Source organism: Burkholderia sp. AU45251 (assembly GCF_030482905.1).
Taxonomy (GTDB): domain Bacteria; phylum Pseudomonadota; class Gammaproteobacteria; order Burkholderiales; family Burkholderiaceae; genus Burkholderia; species Burkholderia aenigmatica.
This window is the reverse complement of sequence record NZ_JAUJQH010000010.1, coordinates 33,355-58,789: the sequence shown is the minus strand read 5'-3', so window position 1 is coordinate 58,789 and position 25,435 is coordinate 33,355. Positions and strand designations below refer to the sequence as shown.

22 protein-coding genes and 1 riboswitch are annotated in these 25,435 nt (G+C 67.8%); of the genes, 5 read left to right on the top strand and 17 right to left on the bottom strand.

Annotated elements, in window-relative coordinates; all coding sequences use genetic code 11:
• Positions 1 to 158: 158 nt before the first annotated feature.
• Entirely contained in the window at positions 159 to 2,021 is a 1,863-nt protein-coding gene (locus QZM67_RS20490; RefSeq protein ID WP_301806185.1) for an ABC transporter ATP-binding protein, read from the top strand.
• 183 nt (positions 2,022 to 2,204) lie between these two features.
• On the top strand, positions 2,205 to 2,918 hold the full coding sequence (locus QZM67_RS20485) for a riboflavin synthase subunit alpha (RefSeq protein ID WP_175025044.1): 714 nt from the start codon (positions 2,205 to 2,207) through the stop codon (positions 2,916 to 2,918).
• A 29-nt stretch (positions 2,919 to 2,947) separates the two neighbouring features.
• On the opposite strand, the gene QZM67_RS20480 is transcribed toward QZM67_RS20485, so the two are convergent.
• The 12 genes from QZM67_RS20480 to QZM67_RS20425 all read right to left on the bottom strand — a co-directional run bounded on the left by QZM67_RS20480 (position 2,948) and on the right by QZM67_RS20425 (position 19,446).
• Positions 2,948 to 3,535: a shikimate kinase gene (locus QZM67_RS20480; RefSeq protein ID WP_301806184.1), complete on the bottom strand. Its 588-nt coding sequence runs from the start codon at positions 3,533 to 3,535 to the stop codon at positions 2,948 to 2,950.
• Between the two features lie 70 nt (positions 3,536 to 3,605).
• Positions 3,606 to 4,847 carry a voltage-gated chloride channel family protein gene (locus QZM67_RS20475; RefSeq protein ID WP_301806183.1) on the bottom strand — a complete coding sequence of 414 codons (1,242 nt, stop codon included), beginning with the start codon at positions 4,845 to 4,847 and terminating at the stop codon, positions 3,606 to 3,608.
• A gap of 79 nt (positions 4,848 to 4,926) precedes the next feature.
• A riboswitch (Fluoride riboswitch) is annotated at positions 4,927 to 5,030 on the bottom strand.
• Positions 5,031 to 5,119: 89 nt separating this feature from the next.
• Positions 5,120 to 6,139 (bottom strand): chemotaxis response regulator protein-glutamate methylesterase, encoded by a 1,020-nt coding sequence (locus tag QZM67_RS20470; protein WP_301806182.1) that lies wholly within the window; start codon positions 6,137 to 6,139, stop codon positions 5,120 to 5,122.
• Complete coding sequence (locus QZM67_RS20465; protein ID WP_301806181.1) at positions 6,136 to 8,448, bottom strand: hybrid sensor histidine kinase/response regulator; 2,313 nt, start codon at positions 8,446 to 8,448, stop codon at positions 6,136 to 6,138. Before QZM67_RS20465 ends, QZM67_RS20470 begins: the two co-directional genes overlap by 4 nt.
• Positions 8,445 to 9,152 (bottom strand): chemotaxis protein CheW, encoded by a 708-nt coding sequence (locus tag QZM67_RS20460; RefSeq protein WP_301806180.1) that lies wholly within the window; start codon positions 9,150 to 9,152, stop codon positions 8,445 to 8,447. Before QZM67_RS20460 ends, QZM67_RS20465 begins: the two co-directional genes overlap by 4 nt.
• 45 nt (positions 9,153 to 9,197) lie before the next feature.
• Positions 9,198 to 10,598: a protein-glutamate O-methyltransferase CheR gene (locus tag QZM67_RS20455; protein WP_301806179.1), complete on the bottom strand. Its 1,401-nt coding sequence runs from the start codon at positions 10,596 to 10,598 to the stop codon at positions 9,198 to 9,200.
• Entirely contained in the window at positions 10,595 to 11,107 is a 513-nt protein-coding gene (locus QZM67_RS20450; protein WP_043177938.1) for a chemotaxis protein CheW, read from the bottom strand. The genes QZM67_RS20455 and QZM67_RS20450 overlap by 4 nt, the downstream gene beginning before the upstream one ends.
• Entirely contained in the window at positions 11,104 to 12,780 is a 1,677-nt protein-coding gene (locus QZM67_RS20445) for a methyl-accepting chemotaxis protein (protein WP_301806178.1), read from the bottom strand. Before QZM67_RS20445 ends, QZM67_RS20450 begins: the two co-directional genes overlap by 4 nt.
• A 123-nt stretch (positions 12,781 to 12,903) precedes the next feature.
• Positions 12,904 to 14,037: a hybrid sensor histidine kinase/response regulator gene (locus QZM67_RS20440; RefSeq protein ID WP_043177943.1), complete on the bottom strand. Its 1,134-nt coding sequence runs from the start codon at positions 14,035 to 14,037 to the stop codon at positions 12,904 to 12,906.
• A gap of 481 nt (positions 14,038 to 14,518) precedes the next feature.
• Positions 14,519 to 16,102 (bottom strand): Na+/H+ antiporter, encoded by a 1,584-nt coding sequence (locus QZM67_RS20435; protein ID WP_301806177.1) that lies wholly within the window; start codon positions 16,100 to 16,102, stop codon positions 14,519 to 14,521.
• 240 nt (positions 16,103 to 16,342) lie between these two features.
• Positions 16,343 to 17,776, bottom strand: coding sequence for an aldehyde dehydrogenase family protein (locus QZM67_RS20430; RefSeq protein ID WP_301806176.1), 1,434 nt, complete (start codon positions 17,774 to 17,776; stop codon positions 16,343 to 16,345).
• Positions 17,777 to 17,805: 29 nt separating this feature from the next.
• Entirely contained in the window at positions 17,806 to 19,446 is a 1,641-nt protein-coding gene (locus QZM67_RS20425) for an acetolactate synthase large subunit (RefSeq protein WP_175024907.1), read from the bottom strand.
• A gap of 350 nt (positions 19,447 to 19,796) precedes the next feature.
• Here QZM67_RS20425 and QZM67_RS20420 point away from each other — a divergent pair, with 350 nt between their 5' ends.
• Positions 19,797 to 20,114, top strand: a complete 318-nt coding sequence (locus tag QZM67_RS20420; protein WP_301806174.1) for a type II toxin-antitoxin system RelE/ParE family toxin — start codon at positions 19,797 to 19,799, stop codon at positions 20,112 to 20,114.
• Positions 20,115 to 20,117: 3 nt separating this feature from the next.
• Positions 20,118 to 20,417: an addiction module antidote protein gene (locus QZM67_RS20415; RefSeq protein ID WP_021157290.1), complete on the top strand. Its 300-nt coding sequence runs from the start codon at positions 20,118 to 20,120 to the stop codon at positions 20,415 to 20,417.
• A gap of 48 nt (positions 20,418 to 20,465) precedes the next feature.
• Here QZM67_RS20415 and QZM67_RS20410 read toward each other — a convergent pair whose 3' ends face one another.
• From QZM67_RS20410 to andAc, 5 genes are all read right to left on the bottom strand, one after another.
• Positions 20,466 to 21,752 (bottom strand): DUF445 domain-containing protein, encoded by a 1,287-nt coding sequence (locus QZM67_RS20410; protein ID WP_301806172.1) that lies wholly within the window; start codon positions 21,750 to 21,752, stop codon positions 20,466 to 20,468.
• Between the two features lie 169 nt (positions 21,753 to 21,921).
• The gene (gene andAa, locus QZM67_RS20405; protein WP_301806170.1) at positions 21,922 to 23,142 is read right to left on the bottom strand and encodes an anthranilate 1,2-dioxygenase system ferredoxin--NAD(+) reductase; all 1,221 of its coding nucleotides are present in this window, start codon (positions 23,140 to 23,142) and stop codon (positions 21,922 to 21,924) included.
• Entirely contained in the window at positions 23,132 to 23,458 is a 327-nt protein-coding gene (gene andAb, locus QZM67_RS20400; RefSeq protein ID WP_175024911.1) for an anthranilate 1,2-dioxygenase ferredoxin subunit AndAb, read from the bottom strand. Before andAb ends, andAa begins: the two co-directional genes overlap by 11 nt.
• Before the next feature lie 20 nt (positions 23,459 to 23,478).
• A complete protein-coding gene (andAd, locus tag QZM67_RS20395) occupies positions 23,479 to 23,967 on the bottom strand; it encodes an anthranilate 1,2-dioxygenase small subunit AndAd (RefSeq protein ID WP_011355917.1) in 489 nt (162 codons plus the stop codon).
• Positions 23,968 to 23,981: 14 nt separating this feature from the next.
• Positions 23,982 to 25,253, bottom strand: a complete 1,272-nt coding sequence (gene andAc, locus QZM67_RS20390) for an anthranilate 1,2-dioxygenase large subunit AndAc (protein WP_089453466.1) — start codon at positions 25,251 to 25,253, stop codon at positions 23,982 to 23,984.
• Here andAc and QZM67_RS20385 point away from each other — a divergent pair.
• Complete coding sequence (locus QZM67_RS20385) at positions 25,252 to 25,425, top strand: hypothetical protein (RefSeq protein WP_301806168.1); 174 nt, start codon at positions 25,252 to 25,254, stop codon at positions 25,423 to 25,425. The genes andAc and QZM67_RS20385 overlap by 2 nt on opposite strands.
• The last annotated feature ends 10 nt before the right edge of the window (positions 25,426 to 25,435 follow it).

Here is a 25,435-nt window from a genome sequence, read left to right as displayed (position 1 = left end):
CGCGCCGGCTCCCGAGTTTTCCGCTAATCCGTCAGCCGCGCCGTTTCCCGACAGCCTGTTTCGTTTTCCACCCGCCATTTTCGCGCGGCCTGGCTGTTGCGTTTTCGATGTTCTCCGAACCGGAAAGTCCCGTCGCGCGATGCGCCGGGCAACGATAAATGACCAGAAAAACTTCCCATCTGGGCGGCCAGGCATTCCAGGCCGTCTTCGGCTTCACCTTCCGTTACTGGCGCAAGCAGCCGGCCCGCACCGCCACGGTCGCGGGCCTCGCGCTGCTCGCCGCACTCGCCGACGTGCTCACGCCACTGTTCGCCGGTCGCCTCGTCGACGCGCTGTCGATGGGCGTGACCGACCGCGCCGCCGCGTGGCATGCGGCCCTCGTCGCGTTCGGCACGCTCGCCGCGCTCGGGCTCGGCGCGACGGTGCTGCGGCAAGGCGTCTACCTGAACATCATCACGCTCACGCTGAAGATGATGAGCGAGATCGCGGCCGCGTCGTTCCATCGCGTGCAGCGCTTCTCGACCGACTGGCACGCGAACAGCTTCGCGGGCTCGACCGTGCGCAAGATCACGCGCGGGATCTGGGCGATCGACCTGCTGAACGACACCGTGCTGATTGCGCTGCTGCCATCGGTCACGATGCTCGTCGGTGCCACCGTGCTGCTCGGCACGTACTGGCCCGTGATGGGGCTCGTCGTCGGCGCGGGTTCGCTGCTGTACATCGCGGTAACGGTGGCCGTGTCGCTCGGCATCGTCGCGCCCGCCGCGCGGCTCGGCAACCTGTGGGATACGCGCATGGGTGGCGCGCTCGCCGATGCCGTGAGCTGCAACGCGGTCGTCAAGGCGTTCGGCGCGGAAACGCGCGAGGAAGCGCGGCTCGCGCGCGTGATCGGCAAGTGGCGGCAGCGCACGCGCCGCACCTGGGTGCGCGGCACGCTCAACGGCGGGTTGCAGGGCGCGATGCTCGTCGCGATGCAGGCCGCGATGATCGGCGTCGCGCTGCGGCTGTGGGCGAACGACGAGGCGAGCGTCGGCGACATCGCATTCGCGCTGACGATGTTCTTCATGCTGCAGGGCTACCTGCGCGACGTCGGCATGCACATCCGCAACCTGCAACGCTCGGTGAACGACATGGAAGAACTCGTCGCGCTCGAACGCCAGCCGCTCGGCATCGACGATCGTCCCGGCGCGCCGGCCATCCGGATCGGGCAAGGCGAGATCCGCTTCGAGCACGTGACGTTCCGCTACGACAACCATCCGGTGCCGCTGTACGACGATTTCTCGATGCGGATCGCGCCAGGCGAGCGCGTGGGCCTCGTCGGCCACTCGGGGTCGGGCAAGACGTCGTTCATCAAGCTGATCCAGCGCCTGTACGACGTGTCGGGCGGCCGCATCACGATCGACGGCCAGGACATCGCGCGGGTGCGGCAGGATTCGCTGCGCAGCCAGATCGCGATCGTCCAGCAGGAGCCCGTGCTGTTCCACCGCACGCTCGCGGAGAACATCGCGTATGCGCGCCCCGACGCGAGCCGGGCCGACATCGAGCGCGCCGCGCGGCTTGCCAGCGCGCACGACTTCATCGCCACGCTGCCGGACGGCTATGACACGCTCGTCGGCGAACGCGGGATCAAGCTGTCGGGCGGCGAACGCCAGCGGGTCGCGATCGCGCGCGCGTTCCTCGCCGATGCGCCGATCCTGATCCTCGACGAAGCGACGTCGAGCCTCGACAGCGAAAGCGAGCTGTTGATCCAGCAGGCGATGGAACGGCTGATGGTCGGCCGCACGACGCTCGTGGTCGCGCACCGGCTGTCGACCGTGCGCGCGCTCGACCGGCTGCTCGTGCTCGATCGCGGCAAGGTGATCGAGGAAGGTAACCACGACGCGCTGATCCGCATCGAAGGCGGCATCTATCGCCGGCTGTTCGAGCGGCAGGCGCTGGAGCTCGCGAAGGGGCTCGCCGATTCGCCGCGACGCACGGCGGACGACGACACCGGGCCGCTGGGCGAGCCGGCCGAGGTATGACGCAAGCGCGTCGCGGCGCGCGTCTGCAAATGAATAATGGATCCGGATCGAGGCCGTGCCAGGCGCACGGCCTTTTTTACGTCAGCGCCTCACGCCTGCCGCCCCGCAACCGCGCGCCGCGAGGTGTCCCTTTCCCGGATCCCTTATCATGTCGGCCAGCAAATTCGCGACAAGGGATCGACCATGTTTACAGGAATTGTCCAGGGCGTTGCCACCATCAAGACGATCGCCGATCACGGGGAACTGAGAACCTTCAGCATCGAATTCCCGGAGCGGTTTACCGACGACATCGAGATCGGCGCCAGCGTCTCGGTCGACGGCGTCTGCCTGACGGTGACGACCATCCATTCGCCGGAGCTGATCGACTTCGACGTGATGCTGCCGAGCCTGCGGATCACCACGCTGGCTGATCTCGTGACGGGCGCCCCCGTCAACGTGGAGCGGGCCGCGAAGGACGGCGCGGAGATCGGCGGGCATCCGCTGTCCGGCCATGTCGACTTCACCGGGACGATCCGGCACATCGCCGTATCCGAACATAACCGGATGGTGCGCATCGGCGTGCCGGACGCCTTCAAGCGGTATGTGTTCGCGAAGGGTTATATCGCGATCAACGGCTGCAGCCTGACGGTGTCCGACGTCAACCGCGACGAAGGCTGGTTCGATGTCTGGCTGATTCCCGAAACGCGACGCGCGACGACCTTCGATGGGAAGGGCGTCAACGACACGGTCAACATCGAGATCGAGCGCAGCACGCAGGTGGTCGTCGATACGATCCGGGAATCGGTCAAGGAAACGCTCGGCGAACTGAACGGCGTCGTGACCGCATTGCTGGCGGAAAAAGGCATCGATATCGAGGAAGTGCTGGCGCGCCATGTCGCGCGCCTGCCGAAGCCGTAACGGGTGCCGGTACGCGGTGATCCGCTGGATCACCGCGTACCGCCCGCGACCGGATGCGAACCGTGTTCGCGCGAAGCCATCGACGCCACGATAAAGCGTTCGATGTCGGCCGCCACATGTTCGGGTGGGCCGTCGCTCGCAAACCGCTTGCAGTTCAGGCGCATGAACACAGGGAATCGAGCGCGGATCTTGCGCATCTCGTCGGCTTCGTTCGCATGCAGATACGGCCGGGACACCTGCCGGCCCACGATCAGGTTCGCGCAGCGTTCGAGGTCGAACGACGGCAGCAGGAGCGCGGTGAATCCGCCCGCCTCGATGTCACGGCGAAGTGCCGGATAGGCTGGCGTGACATCGGCCGGATACAGCATGAAACCGGACGACACCGCGCAGATCGTGGGCGCCGACGTGTCACGCCTGAGTTGCTCGTACAGCCGGACGTTGTGCGACGCATACTCGGCATAGCCGCGCTCCCGGATGAAATCGGCGATGTTCCCGTGCGCGGCCAGGAAGCACCGATCCACATCGACGAACCGCCAGTTCAGGCGCGCCGCGACGATCTCCCCGACCGTGGTCTTGCCGGCGCCGCCCGGCCCGATCAGATGTACCCACAACGACACGTTGCCCCTCCGGCATCGCATGCATCGCGCTCCCGCACGCACCGCGACGATTCAGCCTTCCGCGCCCGCGTCATTCCGCCTCCGCCTGCGCGCCCTTCCCCACCGCCACACGCTGCGCGCGATAAATCCCCGCGTGCCCCGAGAACAGATACGCGACGACGCACGCGACGATCGCATACACGCCGATATCCGCGCCAAACAGTTCGATCGCCATGATCGTCGACGCGATCGGCGTATTCGCCGCGCCGGCGAATACCGCGACGAAGCCGAGCCCCGCGAGCACCGGCACCGGCAGCGCCAGCACCTGGCCGAGCGCGTTGCCAAGCGTCGCCCCGATGTAGAACAGCGGCGTCACTTCGCCGCCCTTGAACCCCGACGCGAGCGTGACGACGGTGAACGCGAACTTGCCCGCGAAATCGTAGAGCGGCAGCGGGCCGTGAAACGCGGCCTCGATCGTCGGGATACCGAGGCCGAGATACTGCGGCACGTTCAGCACGGTGGCGGCCACGGCGACCAGCAGGCCGCCGAGCACCGGCTGCAGCGGCGCATAGCGGACGACGCGCCGGAACCACGCGGTCAGCGCATGCGTCGCAAACGCGAACAGCCGCCCGGCCACGCCGAACGCAATGCCCGCGACGACCGTCACGGCGAGCCCCGTCGCCGACACGGCCGGCACGAACGGAATCGCATAGGCCGTGTGATGCACGCCCCACGCGCGGCAGACGACGTCCGCGACGATCGCTGAGGCGACGCAGGTCAGCAGCGCGTCGTACCGCACGCGCCCGATCGCGAGCACCTCGAGCCCGAACACGGCACCCGCGAGCGGTGTGCCGAACACCGACGCGAACCCGGCCGCGATGCCGCCCATCAGCAGCACGCGGCGATGCTCGCGATCGAGGCGGAACACCTGCGTGACGCGATCGGCGAGCGCACCGCCCATCTGCACGGCCGTGCCCTCGCGGCCGGCCGAGCCGCCGAACAGGTGCGTGACGACGGTCGCGACGAGCACGAGCGGCGCCATCCGCTTCGGCACGAGCGCCTTCGGGTCGTGAATCTCGTCGATCAGCAGGTTGTTGCCGCGCGCGACGGACTGGCCGAAGCGATGGTAGATCCAGCCGGTCGCGAAACCGGCGGCCGGCAGCCCCCACAGCAGCCATGGGTGTGCCACGCGCGTGCCGGTCGCCCAGTCGAGCGCGATCAGGAACAACGCGGAAGCCGTGCCGGCCAGCGTGCCAAGCAGGGCCGAGAGCGCGAGCCAGCGGCACACATAGCGCACGGTCGCGAGAAGATCGGCAGAAGTCGTGAAAAACATGATTTCCAGATTCGACGGAACATCAAAACCTGGGCGGTAGAAACCCGCATGGACGGCCTGCGACCTCCTGACGACCCAGGAACACGCAGGCATCATCAGCCGGGCGAACCGGCGGTTGAGGGTCGCACCGTGCGCAACGCGCCGCGTACGACCACAGGGAGGCATGCCATCTCCGCTGGCCGCCATTGTACGCGACGCCGCGCGACGCCCGCAATGCGGCCACCGACGCATCGAAACCGGGCAGGACGGCGTCGTGCGCCCCGCGAGCGCCGTCAGTCGCGCAGCGGGCGCGCGATCCGCGAAATCAGCTGGGGCGCGATCCGCTCGAGCGGCAGGATCGCCGACGCCGCACCGATCGCCGCGGCCGCCTTCGGCATCCCGTAGACGGCGCTGGTCGCCTCGTCCTGCGCGATCGTGTGGCAGCCCTTCGCGCGCATCGCCTTCAGGCCGAGCGCACCGTCGCGCCCCATGCCCGTCAGCAGCACGCCGACCGCCTCGCCCTGCCAGCCGTCGGCGACGCTGTTGAAGAACACGTCGATCGATGGCCGGTACGGTGTCTCGGCCGGATGCCGCGTATAGCCGAGCACGCCGCGCGGCGACAGATACAGGTGATCGTTGGTCGCCGCGAGCAGCACCTCGCCGGCCTGCGGCACGCTGCCCTGCCGGGCGACGCGCACCGGCAGCCGCGTATAGCCGTCGAGCCACTCGGCCATCCCGAGCGCGAACGCCTGGTCGACGTGCTGGACGATCACGATCGCCGCCGGAAAGTCGGCCGGCAGCGCCCGCAACAGCGCGGTCAGCGCGGTTGGCCCGCCCGCCGACGCGCCGATCGCGACGAGCGTCGGCTGGCCGCGCTCGGGCGTCGGCCCCGGCGGCACGAGCACCGCGGTGCGGCTTTCGAGCAGCCGGCCGATCTGGTCGATCTTCGCGAGCAGCGCCTGCGGCGACGCGTCGGCCGACAGTCCGAGCGCAAGCGTCGGCGTGTCGACCGCGTCGAGCGCCCCGGCGCCCATCGCCTCGTAGACCGACGACGTGTTCGCGCTGACGCTCGCCGTCACGATCAGGATCGCGCACGGCGCGCGCGCCATGATCCGGCGCGTCGCGGCGACGCCGTCGACCTTCGGCATCACGAGATCCATCAGCACGACATCGGGCGGATGCGCGACGCAGAAATCCACCGCCTCGTCGCCGTCGGTCGCGACCCACAGCACGCGGTGGTCCGTGCGCAGCGCGATCACGCGGCGCAGCGCCTCCACGGCCAGCGGCAGGTCGTTGACGATGCCGATGTTCATCCGCGCGCATCTCCGATCAGGTCGTGCACGGCATCGAGCAACGCCTCGTCGTGGAAGCTGCTCTTCGCGAGGTAGTAATCGGCGCCCGCATCGAGCCCGCGCCGGCGATCCTCGTCGCGATCCTTGTACGACACGATCATCACCGGCACGCGCTTGAGCATTGGATCGTTCTTGATCAGCGTGACGAGCTCGATGCCATCCATGCGCGGCATGTCGACATCCGTGACGACCAGATCGAACGCATCGCTGCGCACCGCGTTCCAGCCCTCCATCCCATCGACCGCGACCGTCACGTCGTAGCCGCGCTTTTCCAGCAACTTGCGTTCGAGCTCGCGCACCGTCAGCGAATCGTCGACGACGAGCACGCGGCGGCGCCGGTCGGCCAGCGCAAGTTGCGGGTCGCGCGTGAGCCGCGCGAGTTGCCCGCCGCGCACGAGCTTGTCGACCGAGCGGATCATGTCTTCGACGTCGACGATCAACACCGGGTCGCCGTTCTCGAGCAGCGCGCCGGCCGCGATGTTCTGGATCTTGTGCAAACGGCTGTCGAGCGGCTGCACGACGAGCATCCGTTCGCCGAGGAAGCGGTCGACCGCGACGCCGTACAGCTCGGGCTCGCCGCCGACGACCACCACCGCCGTGCTCGTGCGCGCCGCATCGGGTTCGCCCGCGTCGAGCAGCTGGTGCGCGGCGACCAGGCCCGCGCGCCGGCCGTCGAACGGGAAATGCGGCTGCCCTTCGAGCACGTCGATATTGTCGTGCGGAAGTTCGAGCGTGCGGCGCACGTGCGCGAGCGGGAACGCATACGGTTCGCCGCCGACCTCGACGAGCAGGCTGCGGATCACCGACAGCGTGAGCGGCAACTGCAGCACGAAGCGCATCCCCGCGCCCGGCTCGTTGAAGATCCGCACCGCGCCACGCACGCCGCGCACCATCTCCTGCACCGCGTCGAGGCCGACGCCGCGGCCCGACACGTCGGTCACCGCATCGCGCATCGAGAAGCCCGGCAGCAACAGGAATTCGAGCAGCTCGGGATCGGACAGCCGCGCGGCCGTCTCGTCGTCGGTCAGGCGCTGGCGCACGACGGCCGCGCGCAGCGCGTCCATGTCGACGCCCGGGCCGTCATCGATCACGCTGACCAGCAGCGAGCCGGCGCTGTGGCGCGCCTCCAGCGTCACGCTCGCCTCGGCCGGCTTGCCGCGCGCGCGCCGTGCTTCCGGCGAATCGACGCCGTGATCGATGGCGTTGCGCAGCAGGTGGCCGAGCGGCGCGTCGAGCAGGTCGAGGATGTCGCGGTCGACCTGCGTGCCCTCGCCGACGATCGAGAAACGCACCTGCTTGCCGAGCGAGCGCGCGAGATCGCGGACGATGCGCGGGTACGCGCGCGTCGCATCGCCGAACGGCCGCATCCGGCACTGCAGCGCCTCGTCGTAAAGCTGCTCGGCGATATGCGTGCTGCGCCGCTCGAAACGGTCGAATTCGTCCATGCGCTCGGCGAGCGAACGCTGAAGGTCGTTCAGCATGTGCCGCACTTCGTTCATCGACGCGAGCATGCCCGCGTCGAGATCGTCGGCGAATTGTTCGTACATCAAATCGAGCGAGCGGGCCGCGTCGCGCTGCGCGCGCTTCACGCGCAGCATCGATTCGGCGAACGGCTTGAGCCAGCGCGATTCGACCAGCGATTCGCCGGACAAACTCAGCAGCCGGTTCAGCGTATCCGCCCGCACGCGGCGCATCGCGCCGGCGCCGGCCACGCGGCCGGCCTGGGCCGGATCGGGCACCGTGCCCGACACGGCGAGCGGCGGCACGGTGGCGCCGGCCCCGACGGGCTCGTTCGCGGCACCGTCGTGCTCGCGATACGGCGGCACGATCGACGGCGGCATCGGCGGCGGGACGGCGGCCGGCGCCTGCATCGTCTGCGCGCCGTCGGCACCCGTCAGCGCTGCCGCGAACACGTCGATCTCCGTCTGCGACACGGGCGGCCCCTGCGGATCGCCGACGCGCACCAGCAAATCGACACCGGCCAGCAATACGTCGACGTGCGTGGCCGTCAGTGCGATCGTGCCGGACTGCGCGGCGACGAAGCACTCTTCCATCCGCCCCGCAATCTCGACGCCGAGCGGCACGCCGACGATGCGCGCGGCGCCCTTCAGCGAATGCGCGGCACGCATGCATGCCTCGAGCGCGACGGAATCGGGCTCGCCCGATTCGAGCGCGAGCAGCCGCTCGGACAGCGCCTGGGTCTGCGTGCGCGTCTCCTCGCGATACAGCTCGAGCAGCGACAGGTGGCTCAGGTCGTCATCGCCGCTCATCGCATGCTCCGTGTCACGGCGTCGAACAGGCGGTCGTCGTCGAGCAGGCCCACCGACTTGCCGCGCCACGACAGCACACCGCGCGACAGGCCGGCGCTCGCGCGCCCGACCGTCGCCGGCACCGGCACCCAGTCGGATGCGCCGAAGCGCAGCACGCCTTCGACTTCGTCGACCGGAAACACGACCGGCTCGCCCTGGTGCGCCGCCACCAGCAGCCGCGTGAAGCGGCCATCGCCGCCGCCGTTGCCGCCCTTGCCGGCGTCGAGGCCGAGCAGCGCGCCGATCGAGATCGCGATGCGCAGCGTGCCGCGGATGTTGACCACGCCGCGCACGGCCGAATTGCGGCGATGCGGCAGCGAATGAATCGGGCGCGTGCCGGCAATCTCGCGCAGCACGCCGATCGGCAGCGCGAGCCATTCGTCGGCCACCCGGAACGCCAGCGCCGCATGGTGCGTATCGGTGTCGGCATCGCGCACGTGCGGCGCGCCGGACGCGCTCATCCGGCGCGTGGCGTCGGCCATCTCGGACCCGTCGAGCGGACGCTCGAGCAGCTTCGCCGCGTGATATGCGTACACCGGGCAGTTCAGGCAGCGCAGGCAGTCGTTCAGCCGCTCGCACGAGCGGTCGCCGCGCGTGCCGATCCGGTTCCAGCAATCGTCGACGTCGATCGTCGTCTCGTCAGTGGCAGCGGCGGCGCGGTTCATGAATTCCTCTGGTCATCGCGATATCGGTCCCCAACCTTGGTGTTGTCAGCCGGCCGAGCGCCGTGCACGCTCGAGCAGCCATTGCGCGCCCGCGCGATCGCCGCCGACGTCGAGCAGCGTCGCAAGATGGGTCAGCGCTTCGTGGTGCGTGGGCCGCAGGTACAGCGCCTTCCGGTAGAAGTCGCCGGCTTCCGCGGCGCGTCCGCGCGCGTCCGCGATCAGCCCGTTCAGGTAGAACGCATCGGCATGCGGCCCGACGCGCGCCGAGAACTGCGCGAGCACGCGCTCGGCCTCGTCGAACGCGCCGGCATTCGCCAGCGCCTGCGCCTCTTCCAGCGTCGGCGCGGCGCTTTCGGCGACCGGCACAACCGGTTCGGCCACGGCCACCGGCAGGTCGGCCCGTGCGTCGAACGCGGCCGCGTGCATGGCCGGCTGCGGCGCCGCGAACGGCTGGCGTGCGCCGCCGAGCCAGGCCGGCGGCGCGACCGCCAGCACCGAGCGCGTCGCCGCGAGCGGCGCGACCGTGAAACGCTCCGTGCGCCGATTCGACGCCGCCGCCGACAACGACGCCACCGGGCGGGCCGCGCATCCGTCGGCCGGCGCGCCGGCGGGCTCGCGATGAAACGCGAATGCCAGCGGCACGCGCGCCGAGCGCATCCCGTGCCGCATCGCAACACCCGTTTCGGCCGGCCCGACGAACAGCATGCCGTCGCCGGCAAGACGCGCGTCGAGCGAGCGGATCACGCGATCCTGCGCATCGCGATCGAAGTAGATCAGCACGTTGCGGCAGAACACGAAATCGTAGCGAATGCCGGTATCGACGGCCGGTTCGACGAGGTTCGCCTGACTGAACTGAACGCACGCGCGCACGCGCTCGTCGAGCAGCCAGCCATCGCGGGTCGGCATGAAGTGCCGCGCACGAAATTCCGTCGCGGTGCCGCGGAACGCATTGCGCCCGTAGCAGCCGAGCCGCGCCTGCTCGATCGCGCGCGCGCTGAGGTCGATCGCGTCGATCGTGAAGCTGGCCGGGTCGAGCCCCGCGTCGAGCAGCGCCATCGCCGCCGAATACGGCTCCTCGCCCGTCGAGCACGGCGCGCTCAGCACGCGGATCACGCGGCCGGGCAGCGCGGCGAGCCGCTCCACCGCGAGCCGCGCGAGCGTCGCGAACGCCTCGCGGTCGCGGAAGAACCAGGTCTCGGGCACGACGAACAGCTCGATCAGCGCACGCCGTTCGTCGGCCGACGCGTTGAGCTGCTGCCAGTAGGCGTCGAGCGCGTCCTGCGTCACGGGAGGCCGCGCCGCCGACGGCAGGCGCTCGCCGTCCGCCTGCAGCGCATGCACGCGTTCCGTCAGCGCGCGGCTCAGGAAATCGTTACCGAGCGAATCGGGGTCGATGCCGGTCTCGCGCAGCAGCCAGCCGCGAAATCGCGATTCGGACTCTTTCATGCAGACTCTCCCCCGTGGCCCGGCAGGCCGTCGAACAGATACAGGCGCGCGACGTCGTCGATCAGGTCGGATACCGACACCTGTTGCACGACGCCGTCGGGCGTGTTCGCGACCGGCCCGAGCCAGCGCGTGCGCGCGGTCGAGATGCCGCTCGTGCGAAACGCGGCGCGGTCGATCCGCATCGTCTGCGTCGCGCGCTCGACGATCAGCCCGATCGTGCGCTCGCCGCCGGCCTCGTCCGCGCGGTAGCGAACCATCACGAGCCGCGTCGAACGCAACGCATGCGCGCGGCGCCCGAGCGCCAGCATCGGCACGTCGATCACCGGCACCGGCTGGCCGCCACGCATCAGCAGCCCGGCGATCCAGTCGGGCGCGCCGGGCACAGCCTTCGTGACCGCGAGCGGCAGCACCTCGTCGATGCCGGCCGCGTCGAGCGCATAGCGTTCGCCGTCGAGCTCGAACATCAGGAACAGCGCGTGGGCGCCGTTCTGCGTGTCGGCGCGCGTCACGCGTCGACCTTGAAACGCGACACGCTGGTGCGCAACTGGTTCGCGACGAGCGTCAGGTCGTCGATCGCCTGCGACGACTGACGCAGCGACTCGGCCGTCTGCTGCGCGGCCTCCGACAGTTGCGACAGCGCCTGCGTGATCTGCTCGGCGCCGTTCGCCTGCGTCTGCATCCCTTCGTTGACCATCTGGAAGCGCGGCGCGAGCGTCTGCACCTCGGCGATGATCTGCGACAGCTGCCCGCCGACCTGCTGCACGTCGAGCATGCCGCGGCGCACTTCCTCGGAGAACTTGTCCATCCCCATCACGCCCGCCGACACCGCCGACTGGATTTCCTTCACCGTCTGCTCGATGTCGTAGGTCGCCACCGCCGTCTGGTCGGCAAGGCGGCGGATCTCGGTCGCGACGACCGCGAAGCCGCGGCCGTACTCGCCGGCCTTCTCGGCCTCGATCGCCGCGTTCAGCGACAGCAGGTTGGTCTGGTCGGCCACCTTGGTGATCGTCGCGACCACCTGGTTGATGTTCAGCGCCTTCTCGTTGAGGATCGCGAGCTTCGCGTTCACCGAACCGGCCGCGTCCATCACGCTGCGCATCGTCTCGCCCATCCGCGTGAGCCCGCTCTGGCTCACGCCCGCGAGCGTCGCCGACTGCTCGGCCACGCCGGCGACCTCGTTCATCGTGCGCAGCAGGTCGCGCGACGTTGCGAAGATCTCGCGCGAGGTCGCGCCGATCTCGGTCGTCGTCGCCGCGGTTTCGTTCGCGGTTGCCTGCTGCTCGCGCGACGTCGCCGCGATCTCGGCCACCGACGTCGTGACCTGCAGCGACGACTGCTGGGCGCGCGCCACGAGCTCGGTCAGCTCGTCGGCCATCCGGTTGAAACCCGTCTCGAGCGTGCCGAATTCGTCGCGGCGGCGCAGGTCGAGGCGGCGCGTCAGGTTGCCGGTGCGCATCACGTCGTGCACCTCGACGAGCCGCGCCATCGGTACGGTCACCGAACGGTACAGCACGTAGCCGAGCGCGAGCGCGGACAGCAGCACGAACGCCACCGCGACCGCGAGCACGACCTCGGTATCCTGCACGGATTCGCGGATCAGCTTCGCGGATTGCTCGGCGAACTTGCGGTTTTCCTGCACCAGCACGTTCGCGTTGCGCACGACCTCGGTCCACGCGGGCAGCGTTTTCGCGTACGCGGCGACGGCATCCTCGCGCGACACGCGGCCCTTCTGCACGGCTTCGTTCAGCAGCGGCACGTAGTGGTCGTACGCGCCGCGGAACGCCGCGAAGCGCTGCCGGTCGTCGTCGCGGAACGTCGTGCTCTGGTAGTCGGCCGTCAGCGACTCGATGTCCTTCAGCGCGTCGGAGATCTTCGCGAGATCGCGTTGCACGGTTTCGGGCTCGGTGTCGACGAAGGTCGCCTGCTGCAGCAGCGTGAACGATTCGTTGACCGAACCGCGCAGCGTCGACGCGAGGTAGACGCCGGGCAGCGAGTCGCGCTCGATGCTGATGGCTTCGGTATTGATCGCGCGCAGTCGCTCGTACGACACGCCGGCTGTCACCAGCATCAGCACGAACAGTACGCCGAAGCTGAGCAGGATGCGATTGCCGAGCGTCAGCCGGGCAGCGCCGATCGTCGGATGCAGGCTTTCATTGGTCGCGCGGGGCGTCACGGTGGCCATGTTCGTTATGGGCTTTCTAAAATCAGCGTTGAAAAAATTCGCGCCCGCCTGTGCGCCGGACGGCGCGCCACGAGCGCATCGGGGTCTGCGGGCAGCGCGGCGCCGGCAGGCCGCGCCGCGAAATCACCGCTCCGCTTGCGCCGGCAGCCGAAGCGCGACCATGAAGCCGCGCGCCGTATTGCGCATCAGGATCTGGCCGCGATGCCGCGCCGCCGTCGCGCGGACGAACGCGAGCCCGAGGCCGAAGCCGCTGCGCGCCGCGCCATGCACGGATTCGAGCTGCACGAACGACTCGGTCGCGGCCGTGCGCTGCTCCGGTGCGATCCCGGCGCCGGTATCCTCGACGCCGATCAGCCAGGCGCCGTCCTCGCCGCCCAGCGTGCAGTGCACGTCCGTGCCGGCCGGGCCGTACTTCAGCCCGTTGTCGATCAGGTTCGCGACCGCGCGCGTGAGCATCATGCGGTCGCCCATCGTCACGCACTCGGTATCGGGCACTTGCGCGGCGACCCGGCTGCCGAGCCCGGCCGCCTTCTCCCACAGCTGGTCGACGGCGTCGAGCACGATCTCGTTGAGACTCACGACCTCGTGCGCGCGGCGCTCGGACTGCGCGCGGGTCAGGTGGATGAAACCATCGGCCAACGCGAGCGCGCGCCGGGCATGGCCGGCAATGCGCTCCATGATCGCCGGCATGTCGCCATGCTCGGCCCGGTAGACGTCGAGCAGCGCAAGGATCGACGTCTGCGGCGAACGCATGTCGTGCGACAGGAAATCGAGCGCCTCGTCGCGCTGCCGCGACATCAGGTACGAATTCGAGTGATAGCGGATACGGGCGGCCAGCTCCATCGCGTCGGGGAGCTTCACCAGATAGTCGTTCGCGCCGGCAATGAACGCCTCGCGCTTGACGATCGGCTCCTCCTTCGCGGACAGCACGATGATCGGCACGCGTGCGGTGCCGGCATCCGCGCGCCACGCGCGGACGAGATCGAGGCCGTCGATCTCCGGCATCACGAGATCCTGCAGGATGACCGTCGGCTTCACGTCGCGCGCGACCGCCATCGCCCGGTGTGCGTCAGTGCACACGTGCAGGTCGATGTCGTGTTCGCTGCGCAGCGCGCGGCGGATCACCTCGCCGACGAACGGTTGATCGTCGACGAGAAGGACCGATAACCCCGATTCAAGACAATCCGAGGCATTATCACCGCTCGATTCTTTCATAAATACAGTTTCAAACGCCGATTCTCCAATCGATTCTTTCATGGGAGTTGTTTATCCGGCTTGGACGCTATCTTATTTCGACGGTTGAAAATCCCGCCCGATTCCGCCGATTTGGCCTGTCGGCACTGCCTAGCGGGGCTTCGGACGCCGATTTCTCCCCGTTGGCGGCCGCATTACCTCCGCATCCTTTCTCTCAATAAACATAACCGGCTGATTCTAAATGAAATTAGAACACAGCATCTATCTCCTTCCGGTTTAGTTTTGCCAAATATGACGAAGGAGCCGGAAACAGTTAAATCAGATCATTTCCGGATTCGAAAGACGATAACGTTTGCGAGACCGGCGCCATAAGGTTTGCATGCGCTGCAAGGCCGGCTGCCCGTCGCATTAGGGGCCGGATGAAAAAGCGCCGAATCGGCGCGCAGGCGGAAGAAAAAATTGCGCGCCGGGCAACGATCGGCCCGCGCGCGTCGCGCCGGCCGGAGCCGGCCACGCGACGGCGCTATGACGGTGGTGTGCGGCCTTACCCGCGCGCGTGCTGCGCGGACACTTCCTGTAGATCGAGGTCGCGTTCGAGCGCGTGCAGCATCTCGTCGTGGATGTGCCCCGAACGGTGCAGGCGCAACAGTTCCGCGCGCCCGGCCCGGATCGCGGCCAGCACGACATCGTAGTGCGCGGTACGCACTTCTGCCGGATACGCGGGCTCGTCCTTCGCCCGCTCGGTCAGCTCCGCGCGATACGTGTACTGCTCGAGCAGGCGCGGATGAATCACGACCCCGTTCTCGTCGCGCACGAGCGGCTGGATCGCCGCGAGCTGGGCAGCCTCGACGTACGCCCATGTCTGCGGCTCGGTCAGGTGATGTGCCTCGCGCTCTTCGCGCTGCGGCAGGCGCAGCAACCGGATCAGCGGCCCGATCGTCGTGCCCTGCAGCAGCACGGTGACGAGGATCACCGCGAACGACGCGACCAGGATCACGTCGCGGCCGGGCATCGCCTCGGGCAGCGACAGCGCGATCGCCAGCGTGACGACACCGCGCATCCCGGCCCAGCTCATGATCGTCGCGGCCTTCCAGTCGGGCGCTTCGCCGCGCCGCGCGATCCCGCGCACGGGCCACTTCAATGCCTCGACCGCGTAGATCCACACGAAACGCGACACGATCACCGCCGCCAGCACCGCGAGCATCGGCGGCACCATCGTGGCGAGCACCTGCTCGAAGCCGCCGAGCCGGTGGATCGCGCCGCGCAGCGACAGCCCGATCAGCACGAACACCATCGCTTCGAGCAGGAACACGATGACCTGCCAGAATGCGGTGCCGCGCGTGCGCACGGCCGCCGAGAACACCTCGTGCTGATGCCAGCCGACGATCATGCCGGCCGTGACGGTGGCGATCACGCCGGACACCTCGACCATTTCGCCCGCGATATAGGCGATCCAGCCGGCAATCACCGCGACGGTGATCACGAGGTAGTCGTCTTCGAGCTGCTTCAGGAACCACACGACGAGCTTGCCGACCGCGAAGCCGATCGCCACGCCGCCGAGCCCGAGCTCCGCGAAGCGCACGACCGCGTGCTCGAGGCTGAACGCGCCGGTGAGCGCGGCCGCGACCGCGAAGCGGAACAGCACGAGGCCGGCCGCGTCGTTCAGCAGGCTCTCGCCTTCGAGCAGCACCATCAGCCTGCGCGGCAGCGCGACGCGTTCCAGCACGGCCTTCGCTGCAACGGCGTCGGGCGGCGACACGATCGCACCGAGCGCGAAGCACGCGGCCCACGGCAGCGACGGCGCCACCCAGTGCACGGCGAAGCCGACCGCAAACGTCGTGAACACGACCGCGCCGATCGCAAGCAGCAGGATGCCGCCGACATTGCGCTTGAACTCCTCCCACACCGAGAAATACGCACCGTCCATCAGCAGCGGCGGCAGGAACACCAGCAGCACCAGTTCGGGATCGAGATTGATCGGCGGCAGGCCGGGGATGAACGCGATGCCGATGCCGCCGATCAGCAGCGCGGCAGCGGGCGGTAGCCGCAGCCGCTTGGCGATGCATTCGAGCGCGACGATCGCGAGGAATGACAACAAAACCAGCTTGAATGCCGAGACGGGAGACATGAATCGACCTCGTGAAGAATGAATTGCGCTTTCCGGCGTCGTACCCCGGTCGGCAGTTTCGCGCGATTACATCACGAGGCGGGGCCCGCAGTCGAGCGCGGTCGGGCTGCCGACCACGCAGCACGGGCACGGCGCACGCCCGGTGCCGGCCCGATACGTACACCGCCATGAAAAACGGCACGCGGGCCGGCCCGATCGCCCGCCCGCGTGCCGTCGCGGCACCCTGCTGCTGCCCGCGCGTTACCGGCGCCGCACGACCATCAGCCGAGGCTCGGTCATGTCCTCGATCGCGTAACGGATCCCTTCGCGGCCGAGGCCCGAATCCTTAACGCCGCCATAGGGCATGTTGTCGACGCGGAACGATGGCACGTCGTTGATCACGACGCCGCCGACCTCCAGCTCGTCCCACGCGCGCTGTGCGTGCGTCAGCGAATCGGTAAACACACCGGCCTGTAGCCCGAAATCGCTGTCGTTCACGCGCGCGAGCGCATCGTCGAACCGGTCGAACTTCTCGAGGATCGCAACGGGGCCGAACGCCTCCTTCCGGTACAGGTCCTGCTCATGCCCGACGTTTTCCAGCAGCGTCGCCTCGAACATCGCGCCATCAACCTTGCCCCCCGCGACGATCTTCGCGCCCGCCGCGACGGCCGCATCCATCCAGCCCGACAGCCGGCGCGATTCGGATTCGGAGATCATCGGGCCGACGAACGTCGACGGATCCTTCGGATCGCCCATTTTCAGCGAACGCGTCTTCGCGATCAGCTTCTCGCGCAGCGCGTCGTAAAGATCGGCATGCACGAGGATCCGCTGCACGCCGATGCAGCTCTGGCCCGACTGGTAGTACGCGCCGAACGCCAGACGCTCGACCACGTAGTCGAGCCGGTCGCGCTGGTCCGCATCGACGATCGCAGCCGCGTTGCCGCCGAGTTCCAGCACGACTTTCTTCTTGCCGGCCTTCTCCTTCAGCGCCCAGCCGACGGCCGGCGAACCCGTGAACGACAGCAGCTTGAAACGCTCGTCGGTCGTGAACAGGTCGGCGCCGTCGCGGTGCGCGGGCAGCACCGAGAACGCCCCCTTCGGCAGATCGGTTTCCGCGAGCACCTCGCCGATGATCAGCGCGCCGATCGGCGTGCGGCTTGCGGGCTTCAGCACGAACGGACAACCGGCCGCGAGCGCGGGCGCGACCTTGTGCGCGGCGAGGTTCAGCGGAAAGTTGAACGGCGAGATGAACGAGCACGGGCCGACCGGCACGCGCTTCGTGTAGCCCGTATAGCCCTGCGCACGCGCGGAGATTTCGAGGTTGATGATCTCGCCGTCGATTCGCACCGATTCTTCCGACGCCACGCGGAACGTGTCGATCAGCCGCGTCACTTCGCCCTTCGAATCGTTGATCGGCTTGCCGGCCTCGATGCACAGCGCCTCGGCCAGCTCGTCGAAGCGCTCGCGAAAGCGCGTAACGCAATGGTCAAGCACGGCCTGCCGCTTGTAGGCCGGCAACTCGCGCATCGGCTTCGCGGCATCGACCGCCGCGCCGATCGCTGCGTCGATGGCCTTCGCGTCGGCCAGCGCGACGCGCGTCGCGACCTTGCCGCTGAACTTGTCCGTCACTTCCAGATCGGTGTTCGCGTAGACGGCTTCGTTGGCGAGGTAGTACGGATAGGTTTCCTTCAACATGGAACGACTCCTTCCTGTGAACGGGACATTCAGAGTTGCGCCGACAGGCGCTTGATCTCGCGGTTCAGCACGCGCTCGTTGTCCGAGTAGTCGATCGGCACGTCGATCACGTGCACGCCCGGCGACGAGAAGCACTCGCGCAGCAGCGGCTCGAGATCGTCGGCCGATTCGACGCGATGCCCGTGCGCGCCGTAGCTTTGCGCATACGACACGAAATCGGGATTCTGCAGCGTCATCGCGAAATCGGGGAAGTTCATGTTCTCCTGCTTCCAGCGGATCATCCCGAACGCGTCGTCGCGCAGGATCATCACGACGATGTCGAGCTTCAGCCGCACGGCCGTTTCGAGCTCCTGCGAATTCATCATGAAGCCGCCGTCGCCGCACACGGCGATCACTTTGCGCTGCGGATGCACGATCTTGGTCGCGATCGCCGACGGCAGGCCGGCGCCCATCGACGCGAGCGCGTTGTCGAGCAGCAGCGAATTCGGCTCGTGCGCGCGCCAGTAGCGCGCGAACCAGATCTTGTACATCCCGTTGTCGAGACAGACGATGCCGTCGACCGGCAATGCGTTGTACAGATCGTTGACGATCCGCACCGGGTACATCGGGAAGCGCGGATCGTGCTGGCCCTTCTCCAGATGGGCGTCGAAATGCTCCTTGATCATCGCGAAGCGCGTGAAATCCCAGTGCGGCTGCGGCGCGAGCGCCTCTTTCATCTGCCACACCGCGTTCGCGATGTCGCCGACCACCTCGATCTGCGGAAAGTAGACGGGGTCGACCTGCGCGCCGAGGAAGTTCACGTGGATCACGGTCTTGTCGTCGGTACGCATGAAGAACGGCGGCTTCTCGATCACGTCGTGGCCGACGTTGATGATGCAGTCCGCCTGTTCGATCGCGCGGTGCACGAAATCGCCGTCGGACAGCGTCGCGTTGCCGAGCCACAGCGGGTGCGTCTCGTCGATCACGCCCTTGCCCATCTGCGTCGTGAAGAACGGGATACCCGTCTTGTCGACGAATTCGAGCAGCATCTTGCAGGTGGTCTTGCGGTTGCCGCCCGCGCCGATCATCAGCAGCGGATGGCGCGCGGCCTGGATCGCGTCGACCGCATGCGCGACCGCCTTCTCCTCGGCCACCGGCCGGCGGCTGTAGCTGCGCGGAATCGGCTTGCCGTCGCCCTCCTCGTGTGCGATGTCTTCCGGCAGCTCGAGGTGCGCGGCGCCCGGGCGTTCTTCCTCCGCGCGGCGGAACGCCTCGCGTATGGCCGACGGGATGTTGCCGATCGACACGATCTGCCGCGTGAACTTCGTGAGCGGCTGCATCATGTCGACCACGTCGACGATCTGGAAGTGGCCCTGCTTGCTGGACTTGATCGGCTTCTGCCCGGTGATCATCAGCATCGGCATGCCGCCGAGCTGCGCATACGCGGCGGCCGTCACGAAGTTGGTTGCGCCAGGCCCGAGCGTGGCGATACACACGCCGGTGCGGCCCGTCAGGCGGCCGTAGGTGGCGGCCATGAACCCGGCCGCCTGCTCGTGCCGGGTCAGCACGAGCTTGATCTTCGATCGCCGCAGCGATTCGAGCAGATCGAGGTTTTCTTCGCCGGGAATGCCGAACACGTACTCGACGCCTTCGGCTTCCAGCGCCTTCACGAACAGATCCGATGCTTTCATGGGGACTCTCGGTTGATGCCGCCTGCCCGGCCTACGGACACGCAGCGTTCAGAACGCGCGCCGGCCTACGGCACGCGGACGCTTTACCTACTGGACACAAACCACGGCACTGCCCGCCGTGCAACACGCGCTGCGCGGCGGCGCCTCCGGATACCGGAGGACAAACGGATCCGCCCGCGCGCGGCAGGCGCGCACGGGCGGCAAAGACGTTTTTGATTGTAGACGGATTCGGAAGATCCCGACTTCGGCCGAACGGCCATTTAGCCCGCAAACGAAGCGCGCGGCCCTACTGTAGCGACAACGCAATCAACCCATCAGACATGTGAACCATGGTTGACATACTAGAATCCATGCCCTACAGTGCGCCTACGTTCAGCATCCGGACCACCGACGTCTTCGACGCCTGGTTTGCCGGCCTGCCGGATCGCGTCGCGAAGCGACGCATCCAGGCACGCATCGACCGCCTCTCGATGGGCAATCCGGGCGACTGGAAGTCCGCCGGCTCGCCGGTCGTCGAGATGCGGATCGATCATGGCCCCGGCTATCGCGTCTACTACGTCCGGCGCGGAACGATCTGGGTCGTCCTGCTCTGCGGCGGCGATAAATCGACGCAACAGGCCGACATCCGTGCCGCCCACGCGATGCTCGCGCATCTCGACATGGAGTAATCGATGGACAAGATCAGCACCCGGCCATGGGATTCGGCCGACCACCTGAAAACCGAAGACGACATGGCCGACTACTTCGAAGCGTGCCTGCAGGAAGCCGGCGACGATCCGGCCTTCATCGCGCACGCGCTCGGCGTGATCGCGCGCGCGCGCGGCATGTCGCAGGTCGCACGCGATGCGGGCCTGTCGCGCGAGGGGCTGTACAAGGCGCTGTCGCACGATGGCAATCCGAGCTTCGGCACGATCCTGAAGGTCATCAAGGCGCTCGGCCTGCAACTGCACGGCGCAAAAGCGCACGCATGATGCGCGGGCACGGCCCGGCGCGCCCGCCGCGCGATACCCGTGGCCGCGTCAGTGCAGCCAGCCGGCCGCCCAGCGTGGCACCAGCGACACCAGATACAGCCCGAGCCCGATCAGCCCGCCGACCAGCGTGCCGTTGATGCGGATGTATTGCAGATCCTTGCCGATATTCAGCTCGATCTGCCGCGACATCTCGCGCGCATCCCAGTTGCGCACCGTGTCGCGAATGTGACGCATCAGGAAATCCGCGAAATCCGGCGCCATCTCGTGCACCGCCTTCTCGACGTGCTCGTTCAGCGACGCGCGCAATGCCGGGCTCTCCGCCAGCCGCGCGCCGAGCCAGCCGCCGAGCGTCGCGGCCTGCCGGTGCAGCGCCGAATCGGGGCGCGCGAGATCGGCCTTCAGCCACGCGCGCAACTGATCCCACAAGTCGCGCACGTACTCGTTGAACGCAGCGCCGTCGCGGATATAGTGCTTGATCTCCTCGCCCTTCGCGATGAACGCCGGGTCGTGTTTCAACCGCTCGGTCAGCCGCACGACCGTCCGGTCGAAGCGCTGCCGCAGCTCGTGCTCGGGGTCGGCCGCCACGCCTTCCAGCACGCGACTCACCGCGTTCGCGAGCATCCGCGCGCCGTTCTCGCCGAACCACTGCGTCGGCATGATCTTCTCGACCTTCGGGTACTGCGTCTTCAGCCATTCGACGATGAAGCCGGCGATCACCTCGCGGTTCTCCTCCTTGTCGAGCACGTCGACCACCTGCTCGATCGCGTCGTCGAGCAGCGCCTGGTGACGGCCGTCCTTCGTCAGCGTGTCGAGGACCGCGCCGGCCGATTGCGACAGGTCGACCCGGTCGATCACCGCGCGAAACGCGTCGTGCACGAACGACTGGATCCGTGCGTCGTCGGTCATGTCGAGCGCGAAGCTCATCAGCTTCGTCACATAGCCGCCGAGCGCCTCGGTGTTCGCCGGCTCACCGAGCCACGCGCCGAGTTTCTGCGCGGGATCGTGCTGGCGGATCTGCGCGGCAAGCGCGTCGGGGCCGAGGAACTTCTCGCGCACGAATACCGCGAGGTTGTCGGCGATCTTGTCCTTGTTCTTCGGAATGATCTCGGTATGGCGCGACACGAACGGGATCGGCACGCGGCGGAACAGCGCGACCACCGCGAACCAGTCGGCGAGCGCGCCGACCATCGCGGCTTCGGCCACGGCCTTGAAGCCGTCGACCCACGTGCCGCGCGGCAGCAGGATCGTCGTGACGAACACCGCGACGGCGGCCAGCAGCAGCCACAGCGCACGGCGCTTGCTGCGTTTCAGTTCGAGGGCTTTGTCTGGCGTCATGGGCAACGGTCGGGCGAACGATGCCGCTAATATGCACCGGTTGCGGTGTTGCCGACAAACATTGCGACGCGCATCGCTCCGGCAGCAACCCACCGGAACGAACCGGCGGGGCGCGCACGATGCCGGCCGGCGCCGTCACCGCCAGCCGGGCCGGATCACCATGCGCGTGCTACAGAAACGTCTTCAGGTTCACAGCCGGATCGGCGAGCTTCACCGGGTCCGGCACCGCGCTCGCCGCGATCAGCCGGCGCGATGCACCGATGTCGCGCCCCAGGTTCGCCGCGGCCACCGCGACGATCCTGCCGTCGTCGCCCAGCCCGAACACCGTGAACGGCCCGTTCGCGGGATCGCCGCGCACGACGGTCGTAAGTTCGCTGCCGAACAGCCCGAGCATCTGCAGGTTGCAGTCGTACTGATCGGACCACAGCCACGGCAACTCGGCATAAGTCTCGTCGGCGCCGAGCAGGTTCGCGGCCGCGACGGCCGGCTGGTTTTCGGCGACCTGCCACGATTCGATCCGCACGTGACGCCCGAGCAGCGGATTGAAGTGCATCGTCACCTCGCCCGCCGCGAAGATCGCGGGATCGACCGTGCGGCAGCCTGCGTCGACGCGTATTCCGTTGTCGACCTCGAGCCCCGCCGCCTGTGCCAGCTCGGCATTGGGCACCACACCGATGCCGACCACGACGAGGTCAGCCGGCACGTCGCCACGATCGGTCTCGACGATCGCGCCGCCGCCCGGTGCGCGACGGATCGCGCTCGGCAGCGTCGCCATCTGGAAGATCACGCCGCGTGCATCGTGCAACCGATGCGCGTACGCGCCGACCACCTCCGGCAACGCACGCTGCAGCAAGCGCGGCGCCGGATCGATCACCGTCACGTCGCAACCGAGCTGACGCGCCGCCGCGGCGACCTCGAGGCCGATGAAACCGCCGCCGAGCACCGCCACGCGACGGCCCGGCGAAAGCTGCGCGCGCAACGCACGCGCATCGTCGATGGAGCGGACGTAATGCGGCTTGACGCCTTCGTCGACCGCCCCGCCGAACGTGCGCACCCGCGAGCCCGTCGCGAGCACGAGCCGCGCATAGGGCAGCGTCGCGCCGTCGTCGAGCCGCACACGCTGCGCCTCCCGCTCGATCGCATCGACACGCGTGCCGAGCCGCAGCTCGATGCGCTGCGCGTCGTACCACTCGGCATCGCGCACGAACGCACGCTGCTCGCCGCCGTCGCTCAGCAGTGCATCCTTCGACAACGCGGGCCGGTCGTACGGCAGCTCGCGTTCCGCGCCGATCATCACGATGCGCGCCGCGGCGTCGCGTTCGCGCAGCGCTTCGGCCGTGCGCCGCGCCGCATGGCCAGCGCCGACGATCACGAACGGATCAGCCGACATTGACTTCCACCTGCCCGGCGACGATCCGGATCGGATAGGTCCGCACCGGTTCGGTGATCGGCGCGCATTTCGGCGCGCCGGTGCGGATGTCGATCAGCCCCTGGTGCAGCGGGCATTCGACGCAGCCGTCCTCCACATAGCCTTCGGACAGCCGCGCATGGCCGTGCGTGCAGAGGTCGTGCATCGCGAACAGTTCGTCGCCGATCCGGAACACGGCGATCGGCTTCTGGCCGGCGACCCGCGCCGCCGGTTCGTCTTCGGAGAATTCGTCGAAAGCGCCGAGCGGATGCCACTCGGCGAGCGTTGCTTCGGTCATGTCTGTTCCTTGCTTCCGTATCAGATCGGGGTGGCGAGCAGCGTCTGCACGCGCGACGTGTCGTAGATCACCCGCTTGGTCTTGTAGCGCAGCCCGTCCGGCGTGCGCACGACCGTGTCGTAGTACTTGCCGGCCTGGTACACGTTCGACTCGCCGTTGCTGCGCGTCTGCACGACGACGTAGTTGCTTTCCGTGTCGATCTCGCCGTCACGTTCCGCAACGATCGTCAGGCCCGACGTCATGTGCCGGTACGTATGCTCTTCGTAGATGTTCGCGTGCCGCAGCGACACCACGCGGTCGCGCAGCATCCGCTGGTTCGTGCAGTGGACGATCCCGACCGGCAGCCCGAGGTCGGCGTTTTCCTTCGGCACGATTTCGTACGTGCAGTCCTCGGTGAACATCGTCGGCCATGCTTCGAGCCGGTTGTTGTCGAGGTGCCCGATATAGCGGTTCTGGAGCATGTAAATCTCGAACCACGTCTTCATGTCTTCCGTCAGGTTTTCCATCATTCCGCGCTCCCGCTTCAATAGCCCATCAGCTTCTGGTAGCCGACCCAGAACTTGCGGATCAGGCTTTCGGTGATCACCGTGTCCTGCTGGTCCGGATTGCCGCGCGACATCTCGATCACCGACGTCGCGTCGCCGTCGCGCACCGTGCCGCGCTGCACGAGCTCGGTCGCCTCCGTGTCCTCCATCGAGATATAGCCCGCGGGCCCGACGAGGTTCGCCTGCTTGATGCGCAGCGCGCGCAGCTCGGGCGTATCGTCCGCGTAGCCGAAGAAGTGGAAGATCAGTTCGAAGTTGTCGGGGCCTTTCGGCAGGATCTGGCGTGCGACCAGCGTGTTGTGAATCTGCTGGATCACGAGCTGCGGGAAGATCGGCTGGATATGGTTCGTGCAGTCCTCGTCGTATTCCGATACGAGATCGAGGATCGATTCGTCCTCCAGATGGAAGCCTTCGTCGAACGAACGGATGTTCTGCTGCTTGTACGCGGCCGACGTGTCGTCGCCGGTCTTCGTCACCGTGATGATGCTGTGCAGCCCGTGGTTCGCGTCCGGAATCGAGCGCGCCTTCATCCCGACGCGGAAGATGTTGAAGGTCGTATGGAACAGGTGCAGCATGCTCGCGTGATACGGATCCTTCACGTTCTCCATGTACAGCTTCCAGTTCGACTTCGAATACTGGCGCGTACAGCCGAGATACTCGATCGGCTTGTGGAAGATCCGGTCGATCCACGGGCGCATCTGCTCGCCGAGATAGTCGGGCAGCGGCATCACGTCGTCGCTGAAGGTGGCGAACACGAGCCCGCGATAGCTGTCGACGCGCAGCTTGCGCAGCCCGTGCTGCTTCGGGTCGAAGTCGGCCGGCATCCCGGACATCCCCTTCTGGCCGCGCCGGAACGGCACGCCGAGCAGGTTGCCCGAATTGTCGAAGCTCCACTGGTGATAGACGCACGTGTGCGAGCTCGCGTTGCCGCGCGACTTGCGGCACACCTGCGCGCCGCGGTGCGCGCAGCGGTTCACCCACGCGGAAAGCGTGCCGTCCTCGGTACGCGTGACGACCACCGGCGTATCGCCGACGAACGTGCTCTTGAAGTCGCCGGCGTTCGGGATTTCCGCTTCCAGCGCGACGAAGTTCCACGTCGGGCCGCGGAAGATGCGTTCCTGTTCGCGATCGTAGACCGCGCGCGAGCTGAACACCTTATACGGCACGCGCGAGCCGTCGTCGTGCGGAAAGGTCACGTCGGACGCGTCACCGCGCGCGGCGAAAACGACGGGCGATTCTGTCTGCTCCATGTCGGACTCCTGGTCGATCCGTTTCGTTGAATGCATGGAGCCGATTTTTGAAAAGCTAATATTCGCCGTCTATCCGGAAAGTGCGATTGCGGCGGCGCAATATCCACTTTCGGCGGATTTCTGCGCTAGCATGACGGCACACGCGACCCGGCGCGCGATCGCGACCCATTGATCGGATCGAA

What these genes read in the sequence shown, in the direction of transcription:
- QZM67_RS20490 (WP_301806185.1), top strand. Translation starts at nt 159, where the DNA reads ATGACCAGAAAAACTTCCCATCTGGGCGGCCAGGCATTCCAGGCCGTC.
- QZM67_RS20445 (WP_301806178.1), bottom strand. Translation starts at nt 12,780, where the DNA reads ATGGCCACCGTGACGCCCCGCGCGACCAATGAAAGCCTGCATCCGACG.
- QZM67_RS20460 (WP_301806180.1), bottom strand. Translation starts at nt 9,152, where the DNA reads ATGAACCGCGCCGCCGCTGCCACTGACGAGACGACGATCGACGTCGAC.
- QZM67_RS20475 (WP_301806183.1), bottom strand. Translation starts at nt 4,847, where the DNA reads ATGTTTTTCACGACTTCTGCCGATCTTCTCGCGACCGTGCGCTATGTG.
- QZM67_RS20440 (WP_043177943.1), bottom strand. Translation starts at nt 14,037, where the DNA reads ATGAAAGAATCGATTGGAGAATCGGCGTTTGAAACTGTATTTATGAAA.
- QZM67_RS20485 (WP_175025044.1), top strand. Translation starts at nt 2,205, where the DNA reads ATGTTTACAGGAATTGTCCAGGGCGTTGCCACCATCAAGACGATCGCC.
- andAc (WP_089453466.1), bottom strand. Translation starts at nt 25,253, where the DNA reads ATGGAGCAGACAGAATCGCCCGTCGTTTTCGCCGCGCGCGGTGACGCG.
- QZM67_RS20455 (WP_301806179.1), bottom strand. Translation starts at nt 10,598, where the DNA reads ATGAAAGAGTCCGAATCGCGATTTCGCGGCTGGCTGCTGCGCGAGACC.
- QZM67_RS20410 (WP_301806172.1), bottom strand. Translation starts at nt 21,752, where the DNA reads ATGACGCCAGACAAAGCCCTCGAACTGAAACGCAGCAAGCGCCGTGCG.
- QZM67_RS20420 (WP_301806174.1), top strand. Translation starts at nt 19,797, where the DNA reads ATGCCCTACAGTGCGCCTACGTTCAGCATCCGGACCACCGACGTCTTC.
- QZM67_RS20385 (WP_301806168.1), top strand. Translation starts at nt 25,252, where the DNA reads ATGTCGGACTCCTGGTCGATCCGTTTCGTTGAATGCATGGAGCCGATT.
- andAb (WP_175024911.1), bottom strand. Translation starts at nt 23,458, where the DNA reads ATGACCGAAGCAACGCTCGCCGAGTGGCATCCGCTCGGCGCTTTCGAC.
- QZM67_RS20415 (WP_021157290.1), top strand. Translation starts at nt 20,118, where the DNA reads ATGGACAAGATCAGCACCCGGCCATGGGATTCGGCCGACCACCTGAAA.
- andAa (WP_301806170.1), bottom strand. Translation starts at nt 23,142, where the DNA reads ATGTCGGCTGATCCGTTCGTGATCGTCGGCGCTGGCCATGCGGCGCGG.
- QZM67_RS20425 (WP_175024907.1), bottom strand. Translation starts at nt 19,446, where the DNA reads ATGAAAGCATCGGATCTGTTCGTGAAGGCGCTGGAAGCCGAAGGCGTC.
- andAd (WP_011355917.1), bottom strand. Translation starts at nt 23,967, where the DNA reads ATGATGGAAAACCTGACGGAAGACATGAAGACGTGGTTCGAGATTTAC.
- QZM67_RS20435 (WP_301806177.1), bottom strand. Translation starts at nt 16,102, where the DNA reads ATGTCTCCCGTCTCGGCATTCAAGCTGGTTTTGTTGTCATTCCTCGCG.
- QZM67_RS20465 (WP_301806181.1), bottom strand. Translation starts at nt 8,448, where the DNA reads ATGAGCGGCGATGACGACCTGAGCCACCTGTCGCTGCTCGAGCTGTAT.
- QZM67_RS20430 (WP_301806176.1), bottom strand. Translation starts at nt 17,776, where the DNA reads ATGTTGAAGGAAACCTATCCGTACTACCTCGCCAACGAAGCCGTCTAC.
- QZM67_RS20470 (WP_301806182.1), bottom strand. Translation starts at nt 6,139, where the DNA reads ATGAACATCGGCATCGTCAACGACCTGCCGCTGGCCGTGGAGGCGCTG.